This window comes from Aromatoleum bremense, assembly GCF_017894365.1.
Classification (GTDB): domain Bacteria; phylum Pseudomonadota; class Gammaproteobacteria; order Burkholderiales; family Rhodocyclaceae; genus Aromatoleum; species Aromatoleum bremense.
Map to the genome: position 1 here is coordinate 2,150,373 of NZ_CP059467.1, position 22,451 is coordinate 2,172,823.

Sequence of the window (22,451 nt, forward strand, 5' to 3'; positions counted from 1 at the left end):
GATGCAAAAAACCTCTCGCGCCAAGCAAAACGGCGTCAACCTCGCTCGCGCGTCTAATCGGTCCTGCGAACGAAAGATTCACAAACTCCGAGATCGCAGGGCACCGCATCCAGATGATTGGGGATATGCAGGGACCCGGTGAATATGTGCAGCGCGGCGAGTTCGAACCCAATCAGCAAACCGTGCTGTTCCGGGTTTTGGACGGCAAGGCGCTGGCTGCGGTGGCGATTAATTCGACCAAGGACTTCGGTGGCGTAAGCCGTTTAGTGATGTCCGAAATAGAGATAGTGCCTGACCACCTCGCTGATACGGATATCAGCATCCGCGAACTACTCAAGGGGAATGCGGCGCGAACCGTAACCGCCTAGATGATGACTACGGACAAAATATGGAATGTATGTCGCGCTTCAATTTGGGGATAGCAAAATGAATCTGAAAGATCAGGTTGTCTTTATTACAGGCGGTGCATCTGGGCTTGGTCGTGCGCTCGTCGAACGCTTCGTTACAGAAGGTGCAAAGGTAGGGGTGCTCGACAGATCCGAGAAAGGCATCCAAGAACTAGAGTCGATGCATCCAGGGCGGGTGATCGGAGTCGCGGGTGATGCCCGCTTGCTGGCTGACAATAAAACCGCAGTCCAGCGGTGCGTGGATTCCTTTGGAAAGATCAATACTCTGATTCCCAATGTTGGAATCTGGGATTACAACACCCCGTTGGTGGATATCCCAGACGAAAGGATCGATGAGTCTTTCGACGAAATCTTTCAAATCAATGTCAAATCCGGTCTCCTCGCGGTGAAGGCTGCTCTTCCTTATCTCGTTTCGAGTCGGGGGGGGGTGATATTCACGATTTCAAATGCTGGCTTTTATCCCAATGGCGGCGGCCCGCTATATACCGCATCGAAGCATGCACTGATTGGTGTTGTAAAAGAGCTTGCTTTTGAACTGGCCCCCTATGTCCGCGTCAATGGTGTAGCGCCTGGAGGCATGGCAACGGATTTACGCGGCCCGCAATCGTTGGGCATGGGGGATCGTTCCATTTCGAGTATTCCGCTTGGCGAATTACTTGAATCCGTCCTCCCAATTGGTCGAATGCCCGATGTGAGGGAGTACACCGGAGCGTATGTATTTTTTGCCAACCACGGAGATGCAGCTCCAGCCACCGGCGCTGTTCTCAACTACGACGGTGGGATGGGCGTTCGCGGCCTCTTCTCTGCAGTTGGTGGCAAAGATCTTGAAGAGAAACTGAAACTACAGAAGTGATTCATAACTAACCAAGGAGAAATAGGATGGAGATCAAGGCATTGGGTTATATGGGGTTTTCCGTAAACGATGTTCCGGAATGGCGGCGGTATCTCACCAAGCTGGCCGGTTTGATGGAAACGCCATGCTCAACAGATGAACAGGCCCGTTTTCGAATGGATTCGAGAAGCTGGCGTATTGGCGTAGAACAAGGCGACTTGGATGATCTGGCATTTGCAGGATTTGAAGTTGCTAATCCTAGTGCTCTAGAAAAAATGCGTGTCCGACTTCAGGAAGCTGGAGTAAAAATCATAAGCGATGTTGGCGATCTCGCGAAAAAGCGCGATGTGCTTGATCTGATTGCCTTCAAAGACCCGTTCGGCATGCAAATAGAAATCTTCTATGGCGCGGGGGATTCCTACGAAAAACCCTTTGTTTCGCCAACCGGCGTAACAGGCTTTCAAACGGGAGACCAAGGGTTGGGGCACTATTTTTATGCCGTTCCAGATGTTGTCAAGGGTTTGTCATTTTACGTTGACGTGCTTGGCTTTAAATTGTCGGACGTAATCGATATTCCTTTAGGTCCGGATATGACGGTACGTGGCCACTTTCTGCATTGCAATGGACGTCACCATACCATGGCAATCGCTGAAGCCCCCATGCCTAAGCGCATCCACCATTTCATGCTCCAAGCCGCCACGCTGGATGACGTTGGGCATGCATGTGATCGTTTGGACGGTTTTGATGACCAAACTACCGATTCCAATCTTGGAGTTGCTGAAGAAAAGCCCAATAGCTACCTGACCACCACTATTGGCCGGCATGTAAACGACCATATGGTTTCATTTTATGCCCGGACGCCATCAGGATTCGAAATGGAATTTGGTTGGGGCGCTCGTGCTGTTGACGATTGCAACTGGACAATGACCCGCCACAGTCGCACAGCCATGTGGGGGCACAAGTCGCTCCGGAAACAAAAATAGCGTGTGATCAAACTATTCTTCCCAAACGGTGGATTTTCAGATGTTTGGGGGGAATAGGAAAACGCCTTTAGGACAAAGTGATAGCTGAATGATTTTCTAAACAAAAGCTATCGGTCTATGACGGCAGACGGGTGATTTACTAAAGTTCCGAATAGGAGATTGAATGGCATGATGGATGAAGATATTGTCACCAAGCTGGGAGACGAGCTTTACGACGCATTATGTGCAAAAAGAATGCTCGAGCCTTTGAGCAACCGTTATCCCGGTATCTCAGTTGATGACGCTTACAGAATTCAGTTACGGATGATTTCCTGCCGCCAAAAAGCAGGAGAGAGAATTGTTGGAAAGAAAATTGGAATCACAAGTCGGCCTGTAATGGATCTGCTCAAGGTCTATCAGCCTGATTTTGGGTATTTGCTCGATGGAATGTCTATCTGTGACGGAGCGCGCATTCCAATTGAATCGCTTATTCAGCCCAAAATTGAAGGCGAAATTGCCTTTGTGTTAAAGCGCGACTTGATGGGGCCAGGAATCAGCGCAGCCGACGTCCTTGCGGCTACCGATTTTGTTATGCCTTGCTTTGAAATTGTCGATTCGCGTATTCGGGACTGGAAAATCCAGATACAGGATACGGTAGCAGACAACGCTTCCTGCGGCCTATTCGTGCTCGGAAACACCATGGCCGATCCGAGGAAGCTTGATCTAACAACTTGTGGCATGGTCTTGGAAAAAAATGGTGAGATTGTGGCGACAGGAGCAGGGGCGGCGGCGTTGGGGTCTCCTATCAATGCTGTAGTTTGGTTGGGGAATACACTTGGTGGCCTGGGAATTCCACTTAAGGCAGGAGAAATTATTCTTTCTGGGGCGCTTGCGAGTATGTTTAGTATTCATGCAGGCGACCATTATCGTGTGGCAATTGGAGGTATCGGTAGTTGTTCCGTCTCCTTTGTCTGACTGGATAGCCATTGACGTGGGGTTATTGGACGCCACTAAGTCACTATGCCACTCCGTGTGTTGCGGTATTCCTCAGCAATACTGATTTCCAATAGGCTAAGTTTGCAGGGGGACGTGCCATGCAAATAACGCCACCGCCAAAAGAATTGTGTATATGTGCATGTCAAATCTATGCTTTATGAATTGGAGTTTTAATGAACAAGATTAAGTGCGCCCTGATCGGCCCGGGCAACATCGGCACCGATCTTCTGTACAAACTTAAGCGCAGCCCCTTCCTCGAACCGGTGTGGATGATCGGCATCGACCCCGAATCCGAAGGCCTCAAGCGCGCCGCCGACATGGGCCTCAAGACCTGTGCCACCGGCGTCGATGGCTTCCTGCCGCATGTCCTCGCCGATAGCATCCAGATCGCCTTCGATGCGACCAGCGCCTACGTCCATGCCGAGAATAGTCGTAAGCTCAATGAGCTCGGCGTCCTGATGATCGACCTGACGCCGGCGGCCATCGGCCCCTACTGCGTGCCGCCGGTCAACCTCGTCGAGCACGTCGGCAAGCGCGAAATGAACGTCAATATGGTCACCTGCGGCGGACAAGCCACCATCCCGATGGTCGCTGCCGTCTCCCGTGTCCAGCCGGTCGCTTACGGCGAAATCGTCGCCACTGTCTCTTCGAAGAGCGCCGGCCCCGGCACCCGCAAGAATATCGACGAATTCACCCGCACGACCGCCGGTGCCGTCGAAAAGGTCGGCGGCGCCAAAAAAGGCAAGGCCATCATCATCATCAACCCGGCCGAACCACCGCTTGTCATGCGCGACACCGTGCATTGCCTGACCGAAACCGCGCCCGATCAGGAAAAAATAACTGAATCCATCCACGCCATGATCAAGGAAGTCCAGAAATACGTGCCGGGCTATCGCCTGGTCAACGGCCCAGTATTCGACGGCAACCGTGTGTCCGTCTACATGGAAGTCACCGGACTCGGGGATTTCCTCCCGACCTACGCCGGTAACCTCGACATCATGACTGCTGCCGGTGCCCGTACCGCCGAAATGTTCGCCGAAGAAATTATTGCTGGTCGCCTCACCCTCGAACCCAAGGTTGCTACCGGTTCCCCCAAACTGGCCGGTTGCGGTTCCAACTGATACGGAGAAAATAATCATGACCGCCAAAGGCAAGACCGTTACCGTCCACGACATGACCCTACGCGACGGGATGCATCCCAAGCGCCACCTGATGAGCCTCGACCAGATGGTGTCCATCGCCACCGGCCTTGATGCCGCTGGCATTCCGCTGATCGAAGTCACCCACGGCGATGGCCTCGGTGGGTCATCGGTCAACTACGGATTCCCGGCCCATACCGATGAAGAATACCTCGGCACCGTCATCCCCAAGATGAAGAACGCCAAGGTCTCCGCCCTGCTGCTCCCCGGCATCGGCACCGTCGACCACTTGAAGATGGCGCGCGACCTCGGCGTCAACACCATCCGTGTCGCCACCCACTGCACCGAGGCTGACGTCTCAGAGCAGCACATCACCATGGCCCGCAAGCTCGGCATGGACACCGTCGGTTTCCTCATGATGAGCCACATGAACAGCGCCGAAGGCCTGGTCAAGCAGGCCAAATTGATGGAAGGCTACGGCGCCAACTGCATCTACGTCACCGACTCGGCCGGTCACCTGCTGCCGGAAGGCGTCAAGGAACGTCTCGGTGCTGTGCGCGCTGCCCTCAAGCCGGAAACCGAACTCGGCTTCCACGGCCACCACAACCTGGCCATGGGCGTCGCCAACTCCATCGCCGCCATTGAAGTCGGCGCCAACCGCATCGATGCTGCTGCGGCCGGCCTCGGTGCCGGTGCCGGTAATACGCCGATGGAAGTCCTGATCGCCGTGTGCAGCCTGATGGGCATCGAAACCGGTGTCGATGTCGCCAAGATCACCGACGTTGCCGAAGACCTCGTGGTGCCAATGATGGACTTCCCGATCCGCATCGACCGTGATGCGCTGACCCTGGGTTATGCCGGGGTCTATGGCTCCTTCCTGCTCTTTGCCAAGCGGGCATCCGCCAAGTACGGCGTGCCGGCCCGCGACATTCTGGTCGAGCTGGGCCGCCGCGGTATGGTCGGCGGGCAGGAGGACATGATCGAGGATACCGCCATCACCATGGCCAAGGATCGCTCTATTGCCTCCGCATAATGCCACTTGGCGCTGAGCCTTTTATATATTTAACAGGGGGAGAGATGCAAATGAATCAATATACGGAATCTACAACCAGCAGGTTTGCCAAGATCAACGAGAAGGGATTTGAAGACTTCCAGGTTCATTTCAACGAAGCTGGCGACGGCGAGGCCGTCATCATGTTGCACGGTGGTGGGCCCGGGGCAGGTGGATGGAGTAACTATAGCCGCAATCTGGGCCCGCTGGTTCAAGCAGGTTATCGCGTGATTTTGAAGGACTCACCAGGATTTAATAAGTCTGACCCCGTCGTAATGGACGAACAGCGAGGTCTGGTGAACGCACGCGCCGTCAAGGGTTTGATGGATGCCCTAAACATCGAAAAAGCGCACCTGGTGGGCAACTCGATGGGGGGGGCCACCGCACTGAATTTTGCCATCGAATATCCGGAGCGCATCGGTAAGCTCATTCTGATGGGGCCGGGGGGGCTTGGCTCGAGTCTTTTTTCCGCGATGCCCATGGAAGGCATCAAATTGCTTTTCAAGCTGTATGCCGAGCCTACGCTTGAAAATTTGAAGCAAATGCTATCGGTATTTGTTTTTGATCAGACCCAGATCACCGATGAACTGATTGAGGGCCGCTGGCGGGCGATTCAGCATAATCAAGTACACCTTCGAAATTTTCTTGTCAGTACGCAACGCGTGCCATTGAGTGCTTGGGACGTTACATCGAGATTAGGAGAGATCAAGGCAGGAACGCTTGTCATCTGGGGGCGCGACGACCGCTTCGTACCTCTTGACCATGGATTGAAGTTGGCTTGGCACATCCATGATGCGCGCTTGCATGTCTTGCCTCGGTGCGGTCACTGGGCGCAATGGGAACATGCTGAAGAGTTTAATCGCTTGTTGATCGATTTCTTACAACATTGACACCAAAGGGGGCCCGATTGACCACTTTACTACGTAACCACCGGTTACGAACGAGAAGTAAGAATTTCGGATTTTCGAGATCAATAATCAGAAGCAATTAAACAGAACAGGAAGTAAGCCACCGCTTAGAAAAAACGGGGTTGATTTCTTTAATTAACATATAAAAATGGAGGAGGCTGTATGCAATTCAATCTTAAATCTAGTGTAATGGGCGTTGCTCTAGCAGGGGTATCCTATACTGCCTTGGCGACAACAAGCGATGTTTATCGCTTTGTCGGTCATGGTCCAGTTTCTGGGGCATTGGGTGGGGCCGCTACAGCCTTTGACGTCGGTGCGGCCGGCATGATGACAAATCCCGCTACCTTATCCCTTGGCAAGCCTGGGGAGGAAATGCACCTTGGAATGGACGTCATTTTTACAGATATATCAATCAAGAACACCGCGACGGGCGAATCCGCAAAATCCAAAGAGCATTCCAGCAACCGAGGACCCTATGCGGCTCCGCAAATGGCATATGCTTATCGTGCCGAACGATTTGCATTCGGTATTGGAGCCTTTGCACGTGGCGGAGTAGGCACAGAGTACGGAAAGGATAGCTTTCTTTCACGTGCAACAGGTGGATTGGATACGGGTTTGGAAAATTCAAGTCGCTTATTGACACTAAATATACCCATGGCCGCAAGCTTTCAGATGACTGATAGTCTTGCCGTTGGCGCAAGCGTGGATGCAGTGTGGCAGGGACTGAATTTAGATATGCTCCTCGGGGCCGATCAAGTGGGTTCCCTAATTGGCGCCGGGCGTGCGCAGGGAAGTTTGATCCCTGTGCTTGGAGGGTTGCCAGATATGCGTGGTGCGCATTTGAGCTTCACCAAGAATGAGCCAATTGCGAGTGGCACCGACGCCTGGGGCTGGGGAGGGAAAATCGGCCTGACGTACAAGGTCAGCAAGGATACGATCCTAGGTGCTTCGTACGTTCTTGAAACACATCTTGATGACATGACTGGGAGTGCTACCCTTACCGCAATTGACGGCTTGGTAGGCCAAGTCAAGCTAGATGGAAAGATTCGTATTAAAGACTTCCAATCGCCGGCACAATTGAATTTCGGAATAAGCCATCGTTTTGACGATCAGTGGATGGTCGTGGCGGATATCTCCAGGGTATTCTGGAAACATGCAGTAAAAGATATTCATGTCTCCTTTGTTTCAAACGCTGGTCAAAATATCGATATTGATCTGCCTCAAAACTATAAGGACCAGACTGCATTGTCGTTGGGTGTCGCCTACACTTCCGGAAAATGGACATTGCGCGGAGGTGCTCGTGTTACTACACAGGCTTTGAGATCGGACACGGTATTGGCTGTAATCCCTTCCATTCCAAATAGATTCGGGACTCTTGGCTTTGGTTACCAACTTACACCTATGAGTAGTTTTGATTTTGCTTGGACTCATTCATTTAAAAAGACGATGCAAAACTCTTCATTGCCAAACACGTCTGCTCCTATCGAAATAAATCACGCCCAAGATAGTGCCACTTTTGCCTTCACTTATCGTTTTTAGGTTTGATATTAAGTTGAAATTGTCATGGTTGTGCAAATCTTAAAATTACAAGATTCTACCTGTTTTAATATTTTATGGTGAATTAACTAGGAAATTGAAATGACCAACGTAGAAATTGGAAAAGAAATCGTCGCTGCTGGAATTAAGACCAATTATCACGAGCTCGGAACAGGAGATCCTGTTTTTCTTATTCACGGATCGGGTCCAGGTGTCAGCGCTTATGCAAATTGGCGCTTGGTGTTGCCAACACTGGGGCAATTATTTCGCGTCATAGCACCGGATATGGCGGGGTTCGGTTTTACAGAGCGCCCGAAGAATTACATCTACTCAAAGGATAATTGGGTTGGGCACATCATAGGTATGCTTGACGCATTAAAAATCGAGCGTGCAGATTTTATTGGGAATTCTTTCGGTGGTGCCCTTGCAATCGCAACCGCCGTTAAGCACCCCGAACGCGTTGGCCGTTTGGTCTTGATGGGCGCAGCAGGAACACATTTTGAACTTACCCCTGGGCTGGATGCAGTTTGGGGTTATACGCCGTCAATTGAAAAAATGCGCAACCTGCTGGATATATTTGCCTTCGATCGTTCGCTTGTGAATGATGAACTTGCAAAACTGCGTTATGAGGCAAGCATTCGGCCAGGCTTTCAAGAGTCATTCGGCAGTATGTTCCCCGCTCCTCGGCAGCGCTGGGTTGACGCACTGGCGAGCTCGGATGAGCAAATTCGCAACCTCGCGAATGAGGTGCTTTTGATTCACGGCCGTGATGACCAGGTGGTACCACTGTCAAGCAGTCTTCGTCTTTTTCAACTATTGGAGAACGTCCAGTTGCATTCTTTTGCTCGCTGTGGGCACTGGGTGCAAATTGAAGCCGCCAATGACTTTTGTAGATTGGTTGTAGACTTTCTTAGCAAGCCGCATTGATTGAGCGTTCTGCGCATCCGGCGAAATTTCTTCTTCCAGATAATTGGGTAATGCGTCCGAATTGATTGGAAGGAGAAATCGAGTTGATGGTCTCATGAAGGCGTTACCGCTGGTTGTGGAACCAAGTCCTTCTTATACAAGACTCACATAGCCTCATCGTGTATCGCCTGCATGGTCGTGGTCGCGTCCAATGAAAGGGCTGTTTTAGTTGCGAAGGAAAGTCGCCTTCCTTTGCGCTCTTCCGCCCCGCGTCCCGTCTGACTCGGAAGGCTGTGCAGATCTACTGTGGTATCGCTACCGACCGCGCCTATCCACCACGTACCGGCCCGTACAGCCATATCGATCTGACGCACGCCTTGGCTGTTATTGAACGGGTCAAACATACCTGGTTCGGAACGGCTTGGACGCGAGGCTGCGAGCAAATCCCATTGGGTTCCCGTCTAGTATTTCAGTAGCGCCTGACGAGTAATTCATCGCTTCTGGATAGGCGGTCCAACCGACAGTCCTCGTGATTTGACTAGAACTGCAAGTATCCCGAGGCTGCAAGTGGAACCGTACGGTAACATCACGATGGAGGACAAACCATGGAGTTGCGCCACCTTCGCTGCTTCGCTGTCCTGGCGGAGGAACTGCACTTCACCCGTGCTGCTGAAAGGCTGCATATCGAGCAGTCCCCCCTGTCCCGTACCATCAAGGAGCTCGAAGACGAACTTGGCGCACTGCTATTCGATCGTGACCGCCGCGGCACACGGCTGACACAGGCCGGTGCAGTTTATCTCCAGGATGTGCTTCGGTTGTTCTCGACGCTGGAACTTGCCCGTGAAAACGTAAAAGCGGTTTCGTCAGGCTATCAGGGGATTCTTCGCATCGCCGTCCCCTGCGGCTGCATCGATCCGCGGCTATCTGGCTTTCTCGCACGCTGTCGCGAGGAAGATCCGGAAGTCGAGATACGTTTGACAGAAGCGACGCTGGCCGAGCAGGTGCGCGGACTGCGTTCGGGCAGCTTCAATGTGGGGTTTGCACATACCACCGACGTCGGGGATGGAATCGTTGCCGAACCGATCTGGATTGATCCGCTGGTCGTGGCCGTATCGGCACGGCATCCGCTGCTCGTTCACAAGCAGGTGCCCTTGGAGGAGTTGGTGCGTTATCCGCTCGTAATGGCTGATCCCCGGTTGTTCGGGCGGAGCAATTGCGAGCTGGATCGATTGCTGCACACCGCGACGGGCAAACCCGGCGCCGTCGAGCACGTCGCCTCGATGGACATGATGCTGACGCTGGTCGCAGCCGGTTATGGCGTTGGGTTCGCGAACGCTGCACGAATCAGAGTTTGTCATCGCCCCGACGTGGTGACTCGTCCTCTCGCGGCCCAAAATGTCACCCACACCACGTACCTGTTACGACCGGACAGTGGCGCGGACACCCCTTGCGCCATACCTCTGGACCGCTTTATGGCGCGTCTACACGCTCAAATCGACGAGTAACGGGCAAAGCCCGGTGCCGTTCACCGGTTACGTCTTTGGCCCCGAGCGCAGGTTATCCTCCGTCACAGCGATCAGATCAGCGGCACTTCTGTTCAGAGCCCCGGCGATTCTGAGGATCAGCGCCAGCGTGGGCATGTGCTCACCCCGTTCTATCTTTCCCATGTGGGAGCGCTCGATTTCCGCCAACGACGCCAGCTCCTCCTGAGCCATTCCCTGTTCCATCCGTGCCGCACGAACCGCCAGGCCGAAGGCCAGCGCAGGCTCAGGTTCGTAGGTGGTCGATCCGACAGGGCGGCCTCGCTGGACAGTACGCTTTTGCATCGGCAAAAGCGTCGAATATCGCGATACTTTTAACCACGTTAAATTTAACTCTTTGCTATGATGCTTGCTGCCACGGTCTGGCCTCCATCACGAAATGGCATCCATGAGTGCCCCCAGCCAATCGTCGATACTCAAACTCGCCGTTTCGGCTGACGCGCTGTCGCCACAGCTGGCGACCCTACTTGCCCTGCAACGTGCCGAGGAGCCGGAAACCCTCGTCCTGCTGCAGGAGGTCACTGCCGGCGATCTGGTCCGTGGCCTGGAAAACGGCGATTGCGACATGGGCATGGCGGTGAGGGCGACGTCAACGCACCTGGCGTTGGACACTCAGCCACTTTGGGGTGACGAACTGGCTTTGGCGGTTCCGTTACGCTCGCCGCTGCTTGCCCACGTCGAGGTGTCATTGGATGCGCTGCTGCACTATCCACTGGTTCGGTGGTGCCCACGGGCATGTGAAGCGCTGAGCCAGCAGGTTGATGCTGTCATTGGGCCTGAAGACCGTTCTGCCCGGGAGGTCAATTCCTTCGAACTCATGGCTCTGCTGGTGGCGGCAGGCTACGGTGTCGGCATTGCGCCCCGATCGCGCATCGCGCAGGCACGTGGCTGGGGTGTTGCCATGCGCCCCCTGGCCGACGGTCCCTATCTCATCCGAACCCAGTTGCTGCTGCCGTCGCGAGGGTGTGTGCCGGCTGTCGAGAGGTTTGCCGAACGGGCGGCGAAGATCACGGAGACCAGGTCGGCGTGATCAGGCGTCCATCGTACGTTCGCGTGTTTCCAGACGAAAGCGGCACGCGGCATCTTGCTGTGCAAGTTCGCCATCGCGCGTATCGCTAGGCGTACCGGGACAGTTGTGGAGTCCGACTATCGCGTTGCACCACCCTTTCGCTGACAGCGCTGCATACCAGATGAACGACGAGGTGAAGATTCTCCAGCGTCACTGCCTCGATGGGGGACTGCCCTTGGAAGAGATCGCTCGGCCGTGTGAGTGCATGGTAGATGTGCCACGTGTCGATTCCCGGGGGCATCTGCTTGAGGATGGTCTGGATCAGGCGGCGCTTGAGCGGATCGAGCTGCCAATCCGGCACGCGCTGTCCCCGGTTGCCCAGGCTGATCGACAGGAGGTTGCCGGCCTGGATTTCGTAAGTGATCCAGCGACGGGACTTGCCTGCGAGCTTGGCATAGTCGGCGACCGACAGGTTGTGCGGAGCCTCCAGAATGTCGAGCAGGATCATCCGCTCGCGCTGGACGTTGGAGATGGCCGGCTCGATCTTGGGCACGCGCACTGCGGAAAGGCGCTGCACCGGAGCCGTGGCCAGCGCCATGGCCCCCTGGAGCGGTTGCGACACCACCAGCGTGGGAGCAGCCCTGGCCGCCGACAACGGTTGCGCCTCCGCTTCGGTGGCGACCACGGGAAAGCCATCCAGTTTAATGGACAGCAGCGTACTGGCCGCTTCGACCTGCCCCTGCTCGAACAGGTCCAGCCGGTCCGCCCAGTCCTGCATCATGCGTCGGCGCTGCTCCACATACTTGGCGTGGTTGTAGGTTGCGCGAACCTGGTTGGGATCGACGTGGGAAAGCTGTGCATCCACCCATTTCTCGGGATACCCCAGTTCGTTGAGTGCGGTCGAGATGGTTCCGCGGATGCCGTGGCCGGTCAGCCGGCCCTTGTATCCCAAGCGATGCAGTGCCTTGTTGAGGGTGTTCTCGCTGATGCGCTGCTTGAGGCTCTTGTCCCCCGGGAACAGGTACGTCTGGGCTGGCTTGAACTGGTCGAGCATGTGCCGAACGATCTCGATCGCCTGCACGGACAGCGGCACGATGTAGGGTGGGATGTCCTCCGGCCGGACGTTCTCCTTCTGCATCTTCAATTCCAGCTGTTTCACCACCTCCGGCGGGATGATCCACAGGCCATCGTCGAGGTGGAACTGTTCTGGCGTCGCCAGCCGCAGTTCCCCGGTCCGCACGCCGGTCAGCAACAGCAGGCGGAGGCCAAGCTGCGTTTTCAGCTTGCCGGGGTACTTGCGCAGCAACTGCAAGAACTCGGGCAATTCGGGCATGCGCAGGAAGGGGTTGTGGCGTACCGGCGGCTGGGGCATGGCGACCACATCCAGGTCGGAGGCCGGGTTCTGTTCCAGGCCCGGCACGATCACGAGGGCATACCGGAAGAGTTGGTTGAACCAGGTGCGCACCTTCTCGGCGATGGATGGCGCGCCGCGCTTCTCGATGCGGCCGACGATTTCAAGTAGGTCGGCGCGGGTGATCTCGTAGATCGAACGCTTGCGCAGGCTCGGCAGGATGTCGTTCTTGAAGATGCGCGGGATCATCGACAGCGTGGTCTGCCGGCCTTTCTTGAGGCGCCCCTGCGCCCGGAAGGCGAGCCACTTGTCGTACACCGCCTCAAAGGTGTTCTGCTCGGCCTGGGTGGCGATGTGCCGATCCTTTTCTCGCTGCCGCTGTGGGTTGATGCCTTTGGCCACCTGCGCCCGCGCGTTGTCGCGGCGCTCGCGCGCTTCGCGCAGGCTGATCTCCGGGTACGTCCCCAGGGACATCCGCTTCTGTTGGCCCAGCCAGGTGTAGCGGAAGTGCCAGGACTTGGTGCCCTTGTCCGAGACCGCCAACGAGAGGCCGTCGAAATCGGGGATCGTGTAGTCCTTTCCGGTGGCCTTTGCCTGCCGGACGAACATGTCGGTGAGTGCCATGCTTGCTCCTGAACAGAGTCAGGAGTCAGATGCTCATCCCGGCACCCGCTCGGCCCAAGGAACAATCCGGACTCGAACACAACCGCTTTGATGGACTGCCGGATGGACTAATTTAGTCCAGCAGTGGGTGGATTTCGGTGGATCTCATTGGAATGTTGTCTAGCGAAAAATTCTTTTCTGACAACCGCTTATGGAACTCAGTGGATTTCCATGGAAGCCTAATTGGAGCGGGCGATGGGAATCGAACCCACGGCTCTAGCTTGGGAAGCTAGGGTATTACCATTATACGACGCCCGCGCTTCAGCCCGATTTGCGCTGAACAGGGCTGCCATTCTAATGGCGGGCGCGGCAGCGCGCAATGCGTGAGTCAGGCGTGCGGCGGGGGCTTCGGGGAAACCGGCGACCGGGCAAGCGCCGGCGGGGGACATGGTAAGATTTCGGTTCATTGCACCCTCGACAGCTTCAGCATGATTGAGCTCATCATCAATGGCAAACCCGAGCGCCTCGACGACGCGCCGACCGTGCTCGCGCTGCTCGAAGCCAGGCAGCTTGCCGGCAAGCGTCTCGCAGTCGAACGCAACGGCGAGATCGTGCCGAAAGGGCAGCATGCGCACACGCTGCTCGCTGACGGCGACCGGCTCGAGATCGTCGTCGCGGTCGGCGGCGGCTGAAGCCTTCGCCGCCCCGGCTGGCGGTCGCTGAGCCGCGCCTTCATCAACCCGATTCCTACAGGCCGAACATGAACGACTCCCTGACGATCGCAGGCAAGTCCTACCGCTCCCGTTTGCTGGTGGGCACCGGAAAATACAAGGATTTCGCCGAGACGCGCGCCGCGATCGATGCGAGCGGCGCCGAGATCGTCACCGTCGCGATCCGCCGCACGAACATCGGCCAGAACGCCGATGAGCCGAACCTGCTCGACGTGCTGCCGCCCGAGCGCTTCACGATCCTGCCGAACACGGCCGGCTGCTACACCGCGGACGACGCGGTGCGCACGCTGCGGCTCGCGCGCGAGCTGCTCGATGGTCACGCGCTGGTCAAGCTCGAAGTGCTCGGCGACCCGGTGAGCCTGTTTCCGAACATGCCTGAGACGCTGAAGGCGGCCGAAACCCTCGTCAAGGACGGTTTCCAGGTGATGGTGTACTGCGCCGACGACCCGATCCAGGCGAAGATGCTCGAGGACATCGGCTGTGTCGCGGTGATGCCGCTGGCGTCCCTGATCGGCTCCGGCATGGGCATCCTGAATCCGTGGAACCTGCGGCTGATCATCGACCAGGCGAACGTGCCGGTCCTCGTCGATGCCGGCGTCGGTACCGCATCCGACGCGGCGATCGCGATGGAGCTCGGCTGCGACGGCGTGCTGATGAATACTGCGATCGCGCACGCGAAGGACCCCGTGCTGATGGCGTCGGCGATGAAGAAGGCGGTCGAGGCCGGGCGCGAGGCGTTTCTTGCCGGACGCATGCCGCGCAAGCATTATTCGGCCGATCCGAGCTCGCCGACGAGCGGTCTGATCGGTTCCTGAACGAACGTCGCGCGCGCCGCCTGCAAGCTGGACCGCGCGCGTCGACCCTTTTCGCCGTGCCGGCACGCGCGCCGGTATGGATTCGCACGACGTTACGATCCCCGACGATGACTTTTCCCTCCCACAACCCGCCGGAAACCGGGCATCCATCCGCAGCTCCGGACGAAGCGCTCCCGGCCGCGGAAGCCCCTGTGCCGGGCGACCCGGAAGCGCGTTTTTCGAGCCGCTCGATCCGCAGCTTCGTGCTGCGCCAGGGACGCATGTCGGTCGCGCAGCAGCGCCACCTCGACGAGACGCTGCCGAAAGTCGGCATTCCCTACCGCGTCGCGCCGCTCGATCTCGACGCGGCGTTCGGACGTGCGGCGCCGAAAATCGTCGAAATCGGTTTCGGCATGGGCGAGACGACCGCGAAAATCGCCGCTGCGCTGCCCGACAAGGATTTCCTCGCGATCGAAGTGCACGGGCCGGGAGTCGGCAGCCTGTGCAAGCTGATCGCCGAAGGCGTGCTCGACAACGTGCGGATCGTCCAGCATGACGCGGTCGAAGTGCTGCGCGACATGATCCCCGAGCGGGCGCTGGCCGGTGTCCATGTGTTCTTTCCCGACCCGTGGCACAAGAAGCGTCATCACAAGCGGCGCATCATCCAGCCCGACTTCGTCGCGCTGATCGCATCCCGGCTCGCGCCCGGCGCTTACCTGCACTGCGCGACCGACTGGGAGGAATACGCTCAATGGATGCTCGAAGTGCTCGCCGCCGAGCCGGCGCTGGAGAATACTGCCGATGGCTACGCCCCGCGTCCCGCCTACCGCCCCCTGACGAAATTCGAAAACCGCGGCCTGAAGCTCGGGCACGGCGTGTGGGACCTGGTGTTCAGGCGGCGCGGCTGAGCGAAGCACGCGTCGAACGGGAGATCTGAACGATGGTGAAACGCATCTTTGGCTTTCTCGGCGCGGTTCTCGCAGGATTCTGGCGCACGCTCGACGTGCTGCGACGCGTGGTCCTCAACGCGGTATTCCTGCTGTTGCTCGCCTTTGTCGTGGTGCTGCTGTGGCGCGCGCTGCCGGCGGTGCCGGACGGCGCGGCGCTGGTGCTGCGCCCGGCCGGTCCGCTCGTCGAGCAGACAACGTTCGAGACCCCGCTCGGTTTGCTGCGCAATGGCGGCGTCGCGCCTTCCCAAACCGTGCTGCACGATCTGCTCGAAGCGGTGGGGGCGGCGCGCGACGACAGGCGGATCAAAGCGCTCGTCATCGAGACCGACCGTCTCGGCCCGACCGGCCTGTCGAAACTCGCCGAACTGCGCGCCGCGATCGTCGCCTTCCGCCAGAGCGGAAAGCCGGTGTTCGCCCGCGGCGAACGCTTCACGCAGGGGCAGTACTACCTCGCCAGCGTCGCCGACGAAGTCCATGTCGGGCCCGACGGCTTCGTGCTGCTGCAAGGGCTCGCACGCTATATCAGCTATTTCGCCGGGGCGCTCGACAAGCTCGGCGTCAGGATGCACGTGTTTCGCGTCGGCGAATACAAGGCGTTCAGCGAGCCTTTCACGCGCAACGACATGTCGGAAGCGGACCGCGAAGCGTCGCGCGATCTGCTCGAAGGGCTGTGGACCAGCGTGCGCGAGGATCTCATCGCGAGTCGCCGCCTCGCGCCCGAGAAGCTCGACGCCTACGTCAGCGCTTACCCCGCCGCGCTCGCGGCAACCGGTGGCGATGCGGTGCGGGCGGCGCGCGATGCCGGCCTGATCGATCGTGCGAGCACGCGCGACGAGTGGCGCGACCTGCTCAAGGCGCGCGTCGGCGCAAGCGAGGACGGCAAGGATTTCCGCCGCGTGGAGGCAGACGACTATCTCGCCGTGGTGCGCGCCGCGCGCCCGGGCCGGGACGAGCACGTCGCGGTGCTGGTCGCGCAGGGGGCGATCATCGACGGCAGCGACACGCAGTCGGCGGTCGGCGGCGACAGCCTCGCGCACCTGATCCGCACGGCGCGCGAGGACGAGCGGGTGAAGGCGCTGGTGCTGCGCGTCGACAGCCCCGGCGGCAGCGCGTGGGCGTCGGAAGTGATCCGGCGCGAGCTCGAACTGACGCGCGAGGCGGGCAAGCCGGTTGTCGCGTCGATGAGTTCGGTCGCCGCGTCCGGCGGTTACTGGATCGCGACCGGGGCCGAAGAGATTTTTGCGAGCCCCGCCTCGCTGACCGGGTCGATCGGCATTTTCGCGCTGTTCCCGGAGCTCGCCGGAGCGCTCGACAAGCTCGGCGTGAATACAGACGGGGTCGCGACCGGTCCTCTCGCCGGCGCCTTCGATCCGCGTCGCCCGCTCGAACCGACGGCGGCGAAGACGATCCAGCTCGGCATCGAACACGGTTACCGGCGCTTCCTCGAAACCGTCGCCAAGGCGCGCGACATGAGCGCCGCCGAGGTCGACACCGTCGCGCGCGGACGCGTCTGGACCGGCGAGGCGGCCACCAAGCTCGGGCTCGTCGACCAGCTCGGCGGCCTGGAGGCCGCGGTCGCCGCGGCAGCGACTCGCGCCGGCTTGAAGCGCTACGAGACGGTCTGGCTGAGAGCGGACGTCGGCCCCGGCCAGCGACTTCTGCAGCGCTTCGTCGCCGCGGTGGTGCCGGCCCCCGGTCTTTCCGGCCTTTCCACGTCGCCGCTCGCCGTCGTCATCGACGGTTTGCAGCAGGATGCCGGCGAGCTGCTACGCTGGAATGACCCGCGCCACCTCTACACGCATTGCCTTTGCGAAGCGCTCTAGCCGAGGACGATCCCATGTCCACTCCCGATTTGCACCGCGTTGCCGTGCTGTCGCCGCGCCGCGCCCTGGTTGCCCTGCTGTTGCCGTTGCTGCTCGCCGCGTGTGCCGGAACACGCGACACGCCCGGCGTGCTGGACCTGACCCCGGCAGCAGGCGTCGGGCCGAATCAGCAGCTGTATTTCGAGCTCGCGAGCGGCGACTACGATTGCGAGCTCGGCGTGAAGGTGCGCGTCAGCCGCGACTTGCACGACGCGAATCGTCTCGAACTGGGTTGGGCCGGCCGCTCGTTCGATCTGCGGCGCGACGCGTCGTCGTCGGGCTTGCCCCGCTTCGAGGCGCGCGACGCGGGACTGGTGTGGATCGACCTGCCGTGGAAGAGCATGCTGCTCGATTCGCGCGAGGACCGGCCGCTCGCGACGGAGTGCCGCCCGGCCTGACGCCGCTGTGCACGGCCCGCTCCCGCTGGACCCGCTCAGTCGCGCAGGAACAGCGTCAGCAGGTCGTTGAGGAAATGCCGGCCGCGTTCGGTCGGGCGGATGACGTCCGGCGTGACCTCGACCAGGCCTTGCTCGCGTGCCGTCTTCAGTTCGGCTTCGATCGCCGCGAGCGGCAGGCCGGTGCGCTCGGCGAACAGCCGGCGCGGGACGCCGCCGCTCAGGCGCAGCGCGTTCATCATGAATTCGAACGGCAGTTCGACGACGCCGACCGGGCGGCGTTCCTGCACGAACTCGCGGCTCTTCGCCGCGTCGAGGTAGCGCCCGGGATGCTTGTGGCGCATCTCGCGCACGATGCCCTCGAAGCTCGACAGCTTGCCGTGCGCCCCCGCGCCGACGCCGAGGTAGTCGCCGAACGTCCAGTAGTTCAGGTTGTGGCGACATTCCTCGCCGGGCCGGGCGAACGCCGACGTCTCGTAGTGGTGGAATCCCGCGCCGGCGAGCCGCGCTTCGATCGCATCCTGCATGTCGGCCGCGATGTCGGTATCGGGCAGCGGCGGTGGGGCGTGGTGGAATGGCGTGTTCGGCTCGAGCGTCAGCTGGTAGCACGACAGATGGGTCGCGCCGGTCGTGAGCGCGGTGTCGAGGTCGGCGAGCGCCTGCTCAAGCGTCTGCTCCGGCAGCGCGTACATCAGGTCGAGGTTCACGCGATCGAAGTTCGCCAGCGCGGTGTCGATCGCGACGCGCGCTTCCCGCCCGTCGTGGATGCGCCCGAGGCGCACGAGCTGCGCGTCGTCGAAGCTCTGGATGCCGAGCGACAGGCGGTTCACGCCGGCAGCGCGGTAATCGCGGAAGCGGCCCGCCTCGACGGTACCGGGATTGGCTTCGAGCGTGATTTCGGCGAGCGGGTCGAGCGGCAGCAGCATGCGCACGCCGGTCAGCAGGCGGTCGAGCGCCGCCGCCGACATCAGGCTTGGCGTACCGCCGCCGATGAACACCGACAGCACGCGCCGTCCCCACACCTGCGGCAACGCGGTCTCGATGTCGGCGAGCAGCGTGTCGATGTAGGCCTGCTCCGGGATGTCGCCGGGGCCGCCGCGCGACGCATGCGAGTTGAAGTCGCAGTACGGGCATTTTTTCACGCACCACGGGTAATGCACGTACAGCGCGAGCGGCGGCGACGCCGTCAGTTGTGCTCGCTCCGGCAGTAGGCCTGGAGTGGCCGGGGCGGGCGCGAGGGGGATGATGCGATGTCGGGTCACAGCGGTTCGGTGGACAGGCGGGACAGCAGGTGGCGCATCGCCGCGCCGCGGTGGCTGAGCGTGTTCTTCAGCTGCGCGTCGAGCTCGGCGGCAGTCTGGGCGAGCTCGGGGACGAAGAACAGCGGATCGTAGCCGAAGCCGTTGGCGCCGCGCGGCGCGTAGAGGATCGTGCCGTGCCACTCGCCGTCGGCGATCACCGGCCGCGGATCGTCGGCATGGCGCACCAGTACCACGACAGAATAGAAGAATGCGCGCCGGTCGGGGCTGCCCGCGAGCCGCTCGATGAGCAGCGCGTTGTTGCGCGCGTCGGACTTCGGCTCGCCGGCGAAGCGCGCCGACTGCACGCCCGGCGCTCCACCGAGCGCCGCGACGCACAGCCCGGAGTCGTCGGCGATTGCCGGCAGCCCGCTCAACGCGGCAGCGTGTCGCGCCTTCGCGAGCGCGTTCTCGACGAATGTCGGGTGCGGCTCGTCGGCTTCCGGAATGTCGAACGCCGACTGCGGCAGCACCTCGATGCCGAGCGGCGCGAGCAGCGTCGTCATCTCGACGGCCTTCTTGGCGTTGTTGCTGGCGAGAACGAGTCGGGTCGTCATGATTTCAGTTCCGGTCGATCGCCGCTTTCTGCACTTCGACGAGCCGGCGGATACCGGACTCGGCAAGCTCCAGCAGCGCGTTGAGCTCGGCGCGCGAGAACGTCGCGCCTTCAGCGGTGCCCTGCACTTCGACGAACCCCCCCGCGCCCGTCATGACGACGTTCATGTCGGTATCGCAGCCCGAATCCTCGGCATAGTCGAGATCGAGCACCGGCACGCCCTGGAACACGCCGACCGACACCGCGGCGACGAACTCGCGCAGCGGGCTGTGCGGCAGCTTGCCCGCGGCGACGAGTTTGCGGAACGCGTCGTGGACCGCGACGCAGGCGCCGGTGATCGCGGCGGTGCGGGTGCCGCCGTCGGCCTGCAGCACGTCGCAGTCGATGACGATCTGGCGTTCGCCGAGCGCGCTGAGATCGACGACTGCGCGCAGGCTGCGGCCGATCAGGCGCTGGATTTCCTGCGTGCGCCCGCTCTGCTTGCCCTTGGCCGCCTCGCGCGCGCTGCGCGTGTGGGTCGCGCGCGGCAGCATGCCGTATTCGGCGGTCAGCCAGCCCTGGCCGCGGCCGCGCAGGAACGGCGGCACGGTGTCCTCGACGCTGGCGGTGCACAGCACGCGCGTGGCGCCGAATTCGACGAGCACCGAGCCTTCGGCGTGGCAGGTGAAGTTGCGGGTGATCGTGACCGCGCGCAGCTGGTCGGGGCGGCGTTGGCTGGGACGCATGAAGGATTCCTATCTGCTGTACTTGTGAATGGCGTGGTTGATTTCGGCGATCGCTTTCTCGATCTCGTCGTCGCTGATGTCGCCGGCGGCGGTCGGTGCGCGCGCGTGTCCGAAGACGTTGAGCTGCGTCGTGACCCGGTCGAGCGCCCTCGTCTGCGTCGATTCCATGTCGTCGTGCGCCGCGCCGCTCTCGTCGTGCCAGTACATCGCGATCATCGACAGGTTGTCGCAGCCCGGGCCGGCGAGCTGCTCGGCGCGGTCCAGCAGCTTCGGCACGGCGTGCATGACATTGGTTCCGGCGAGCCCGTCGACGACGCCCTGGTCGCGTACCGGGCCCCACACGCCATCGGTGCATAGCGCGAGGATGTCTTTGTCGCGCAGCGGCATCGGCATCGACAGTTCGACCTGCGGCGCCCGCGTGCCGCCGAGACAGCTGTAGATGCGATTGCGTTCCGGATGGTGCGCGGCTGCTTCGGCGTCGAGCAGGCCCTGGTCCATCAGCAGCTGCACGCGCGAATGGTCGCGCGTCTGTGCGGCGATGCGCCCGTGTCGCAGCAGGTAGAGGCGCGAGTCGCCGGCATGCGCCCAGTGCGCGAGGCCGTCCTGGACCACGCAGGCGACGACCGTCGTGCGCGGCGCGTCGTCGAGGTCTTTGTCGAACGCGTAGTCGACGATCGCGCCGTGTGCGTTCATCAGCACGCGCGACAGGAAGCGCGCCGGCTCGGCAAGCGTCGGTGTCGCTTCGCGCTGGAACGCTTTGGTGATGAACTGCACGGCCAGATGCGCGGCAATGTCGCCATGCAGGTGTCCGCCCATGCCGTCGGCGATCACCATCAGCAGCGCGTCGCGCGAGTAACAGTATGCGAGGCGGTCCTGGTTGCTTTTGCGCCGGCCGATGCGGCTTTCCTGATAAATCGTGAATTTCATCGCGCGCCTCTCAAGTGCGACCGATAAAGGATTTGATGCGCGTGCCCAGGTCGCCGAACAGGCCGGCCGGGACCGTGTCGTCGTCGCCCCTTTGCATCAGCGTCTTTTGCAGCGAATAGACGCTCTGGGGCCGCTCGAGCGGATCAAGTTTCAGGCACCAGTCGATCGTCTGCAGCAACTGCGCCGAATAGCGCGTGGCATACGCCCTGGTCGCCGGGACGAAAGTGTCGCGCCGGCTGCGCTCGTCCGAGCGCGGCGGCGCGGTGCCGGCGATGCATGCGTACAGGCTCGCGCCAACACTGTAGATATCGCTCCACGGCCCCAGCGCGTCGCGGTTCGTGAACTGCTCGGGGGACGCGAAGCCGGGCGTATACATCGGTTTGAGCATCACCTGGCCGGTCAGCAAGGTCTGGCGCGCGGCGCCGAAGTCGAGCAGCACCGGCGTGCCGTCGTTCCGTAGATAAACGTTCGACGGCTTGATGTCGAGGTGCAGCAGCTTGTGCGAGTGGACTTCGCGCAGGCCGTTGAGCATGCGCGCGAAGACCGCCCGGATGAAGGCCTCGCGCACCCCGTCGCGGTGTTTGTGGATATAGTCGTGCAGCGTGCGGCCGCGCTCGAACTGCATCACCATGTACACTGTGCCGTTGGCGCGAAAAAAATTGAGCACCCGGACGACGTTCGGATGCATCAGCTTCGCGAGCGAACGGCCTTCCTCGAAGAAGCATTTCATACCGTAGCGGAAGGCCGGCCGGTTCTCTTCCGTGACCTGCGGTTCGAACTCGCCGTCCTTGCGCAGCGCGAGAGAATTCGGCAGGTATTCCTTGATCGCGACCGCCGTGCCGTGGCGATCACGGGCGAGATAGACAATCGAAAAACCGCCGACGGAAAGCTGCCGCTCTATTTGGTACTGGTCCAGCTGGAAGCCGGATGGCAGAGGGCAGTTGGCTTGAGGCGGCATCGACAGGGGGAGAG

The 22,451-nt window shown here is 60.2% G+C and carries 23 protein-coding genes and 1 tRNA gene; 16 read left to right on the forward strand and 8 right to left on the reverse strand.

What is annotated here, in order from left to right; genetic code table 11:
- Positions 1 to 107 precede the first annotated feature (107 nt).
- From pbN1_RS10085 to pbN1_RS10130, 10 genes are all read left to right on the forward strand, one after another.
- Positions 108 to 368 carry an oxidoreductase C-terminal domain-containing protein gene (locus pbN1_RS10085; protein WP_280516186.1) on the forward strand — a complete coding sequence of 87 codons (261 nt, stop codon included), beginning with the start codon at positions 108 to 110 and terminating at the stop codon, positions 366 to 368.
- A 58-nt stretch (positions 369 to 426) separates the two neighbouring features.
- Positions 427 to 1,260 carry a cis-2,3-dihydrobiphenyl-2,3-diol dehydrogenase gene (bphB, locus tag pbN1_RS10090; RefSeq protein ID WP_076600531.1) on the forward strand — a complete coding sequence of 278 codons (834 nt, stop codon included), beginning with the start codon at positions 427 to 429 and terminating at the stop codon, positions 1,258 to 1,260.
- 26 nt (positions 1,261 to 1,286) lie between these two features.
- Positions 1,287 to 2,222, forward strand: a complete 936-nt coding sequence (locus tag pbN1_RS10095; protein ID WP_210147713.1) for a VOC family protein — start codon at positions 1,287 to 1,289, stop codon at positions 2,220 to 2,222.
- A gap of 171 nt (positions 2,223 to 2,393) precedes the next feature.
- Positions 2,394 to 3,176: a 2-oxopent-4-enoate hydratase gene (dmpE, locus tag pbN1_RS10100; RefSeq protein ID WP_076600529.1), complete on the forward strand. Its 783-nt coding sequence runs from the start codon at positions 2,394 to 2,396 to the stop codon at positions 3,174 to 3,176.
- Between the two features lie 194 nt (positions 3,177 to 3,370).
- Positions 3,371 to 4,318, forward strand: coding sequence for an acetaldehyde dehydrogenase (acetylating) (locus tag pbN1_RS10105; RefSeq protein WP_076600358.1), 948 nt, complete (start codon positions 3,371 to 3,373; stop codon positions 4,316 to 4,318).
- A gap of 16 nt (positions 4,319 to 4,334) precedes the next feature.
- Positions 4,335 to 5,369, forward strand: coding sequence for a 4-hydroxy-2-oxovalerate aldolase (gene dmpG / locus pbN1_RS10110; RefSeq protein ID WP_076600357.1), 1,035 nt, complete (start codon positions 4,335 to 4,337; stop codon positions 5,367 to 5,369).
- A 50-nt stretch (positions 5,370 to 5,419) separates the two neighbouring features.
- Positions 5,420 to 6,277, forward strand: coding sequence for a 2-hydroxy-6-oxo-6-phenylhexa-2,4-dienoate hydrolase (gene bphD / locus pbN1_RS10115; protein ID WP_076600356.1), 858 nt, complete (start codon positions 5,420 to 5,422; stop codon positions 6,275 to 6,277).
- 180 nt (positions 6,278 to 6,457) lie between these two features.
- Positions 6,458 to 7,834 carry an OmpP1/FadL family transporter gene (locus pbN1_RS10120; protein WP_169202469.1) on the forward strand — a complete coding sequence of 459 codons (1,377 nt, stop codon included), beginning with the start codon at positions 6,458 to 6,460 and terminating at the stop codon, positions 7,832 to 7,834.
- 99 nt (positions 7,835 to 7,933) lie between these two features.
- The gene (locus pbN1_RS10125; RefSeq protein ID WP_076600354.1) at positions 7,934 to 8,758 is read left to right on the forward strand and encodes an alpha/beta fold hydrolase; all 825 of its coding nucleotides are present in this window, start codon (positions 7,934 to 7,936) and stop codon (positions 8,756 to 8,758) included.
- Positions 8,759 to 9,342: 584 nt separating this feature from the next.
- Positions 9,343 to 10,242, forward strand: coding sequence for a LysR family transcriptional regulator (locus pbN1_RS10130; protein WP_076600353.1), 900 nt, complete (start codon positions 9,343 to 9,345; stop codon positions 10,240 to 10,242).
- Between the two features lie 27 nt (positions 10,243 to 10,269).
- On the opposite strand, the gene pbN1_RS10135 is transcribed toward pbN1_RS10130, so the two are convergent.
- Positions 10,270 to 10,563, reverse strand: coding sequence for a helix-turn-helix domain-containing protein (locus pbN1_RS10135; protein WP_050417855.1), 294 nt, complete (start codon positions 10,561 to 10,563; stop codon positions 10,270 to 10,272).
- A gap of 103 nt (positions 10,564 to 10,666) precedes the next feature.
- Between pbN1_RS10135 and pbN1_RS10140 the strand changes: the two genes are divergently transcribed.
- Positions 10,667 to 11,308 carry a LysR family substrate-binding domain-containing protein gene (locus pbN1_RS10140; RefSeq protein WP_076600352.1) on the forward strand — a complete coding sequence of 214 codons (642 nt, stop codon included), beginning with the start codon at positions 10,667 to 10,669 and terminating at the stop codon, positions 11,306 to 11,308.
- 85 nt (positions 11,309 to 11,393) lie between these two features.
- On the opposite strand, the gene pbN1_RS10145 is transcribed toward pbN1_RS10140, so the two are convergent.
- Both pbN1_RS10145 and pbN1_RS10150 read right to left on the reverse strand, forming a co-directional pair.
- Positions 11,394 to 13,262 (reverse strand): tyrosine-type recombinase/integrase, encoded by a 1,869-nt coding sequence (locus tag pbN1_RS10145; RefSeq protein WP_076600351.1) that lies wholly within the window; start codon positions 13,260 to 13,262, stop codon positions 11,394 to 11,396.
- Between the two features lie 223 nt (positions 13,263 to 13,485).
- Positions 13,486 to 13,559, reverse strand: a tRNA-Gly gene (locus pbN1_RS10150).
- Between the two features lie 170 nt (positions 13,560 to 13,729).
- On the opposite strand from pbN1_RS10150, the gene thiS reads away from it, so the two are divergent.
- The 5 genes from thiS to pbN1_RS10175 all read left to right on the forward strand — a co-directional run bounded on the left by thiS (position 13,730) and on the right by pbN1_RS10175 (position 17,976).
- A complete protein-coding gene (thiS, locus tag pbN1_RS10155; protein ID WP_041645926.1) occupies positions 13,730 to 13,933 on the forward strand; it encodes a sulfur carrier protein ThiS in 204 nt (67 codons plus the stop codon).
- Positions 13,934 to 14,001: 68 nt separating this feature from the next.
- Entirely contained in the window at positions 14,002 to 14,787 is a 786-nt protein-coding gene (locus pbN1_RS10160) for a thiazole synthase (RefSeq protein WP_011237141.1), read from the forward strand.
- A gap of 107 nt (positions 14,788 to 14,894) precedes the next feature.
- Complete coding sequence (trmB, locus tag pbN1_RS10165; RefSeq protein ID WP_211161441.1) at positions 14,895 to 15,674, forward strand: tRNA (guanosine(46)-N7)-methyltransferase TrmB; 780 nt, start codon at positions 14,895 to 14,897, stop codon at positions 15,672 to 15,674.
- A gap of 32 nt (positions 15,675 to 15,706) precedes the next feature.
- The gene (gene sppA / locus pbN1_RS10170; RefSeq protein WP_169202470.1) at positions 15,707 to 17,539 is read left to right on the forward strand and encodes a signal peptide peptidase SppA; all 1,833 of its coding nucleotides are present in this window, start codon (positions 15,707 to 15,709) and stop codon (positions 17,537 to 17,539) included.
- Positions 17,540 to 17,553: 14 nt separating this feature from the next.
- Complete coding sequence (locus tag pbN1_RS10175) at positions 17,554 to 17,976, forward strand: hypothetical protein (RefSeq protein ID WP_169202471.1); 423 nt, start codon at positions 17,554 to 17,556, stop codon at positions 17,974 to 17,976.
- 35 nt (positions 17,977 to 18,011) lie between these two features.
- On the opposite strand, the gene hemW is transcribed toward pbN1_RS10175, so the two are convergent.
- Genes hemW through pbN1_RS10200 form a run of 5 tightly spaced genes read right to left on the reverse strand, consistent with a single transcriptional unit; the run spans position 18,012 to position 22,437 of the window.
- Entirely contained in the window at positions 18,012 to 19,235 is a 1,224-nt protein-coding gene (gene hemW, locus pbN1_RS10180) for a radical SAM family heme chaperone HemW (RefSeq protein ID WP_169202472.1), read from the reverse strand.
- Positions 19,232 to 19,828 carry an RdgB/HAM1 family non-canonical purine NTP pyrophosphatase gene (gene rdgB, locus pbN1_RS10185; protein WP_169202473.1) on the reverse strand — a complete coding sequence of 199 codons (597 nt, stop codon included), beginning with the start codon at positions 19,826 to 19,828 and terminating at the stop codon, positions 19,232 to 19,234. The genes hemW and rdgB overlap by 4 nt, the downstream gene beginning before the upstream one ends.
- A 4-nt stretch (positions 19,829 to 19,832) precedes the next feature.
- The gene (gene rph / locus pbN1_RS10190) at positions 19,833 to 20,552 is read right to left on the reverse strand and encodes a ribonuclease PH (RefSeq protein WP_169202474.1); all 720 of its coding nucleotides are present in this window, start codon (positions 20,550 to 20,552) and stop codon (positions 19,833 to 19,835) included.
- A gap of 9 nt (positions 20,553 to 20,561) precedes the next feature.
- Complete coding sequence (locus tag pbN1_RS10195) at positions 20,562 to 21,479, reverse strand: PP2C family protein-serine/threonine phosphatase (protein WP_169202475.1); 918 nt, start codon at positions 21,477 to 21,479, stop codon at positions 20,562 to 20,564.
- A 10-nt stretch (positions 21,480 to 21,489) separates the two neighbouring features.
- The gene (locus pbN1_RS10200; protein ID WP_169202476.1) at positions 21,490 to 22,437 is read right to left on the reverse strand and encodes a serine/threonine protein kinase; all 948 of its coding nucleotides are present in this window, start codon (positions 22,435 to 22,437) and stop codon (positions 21,490 to 21,492) included.
- Positions 22,438 to 22,451 lie beyond the last annotated feature (14 nt).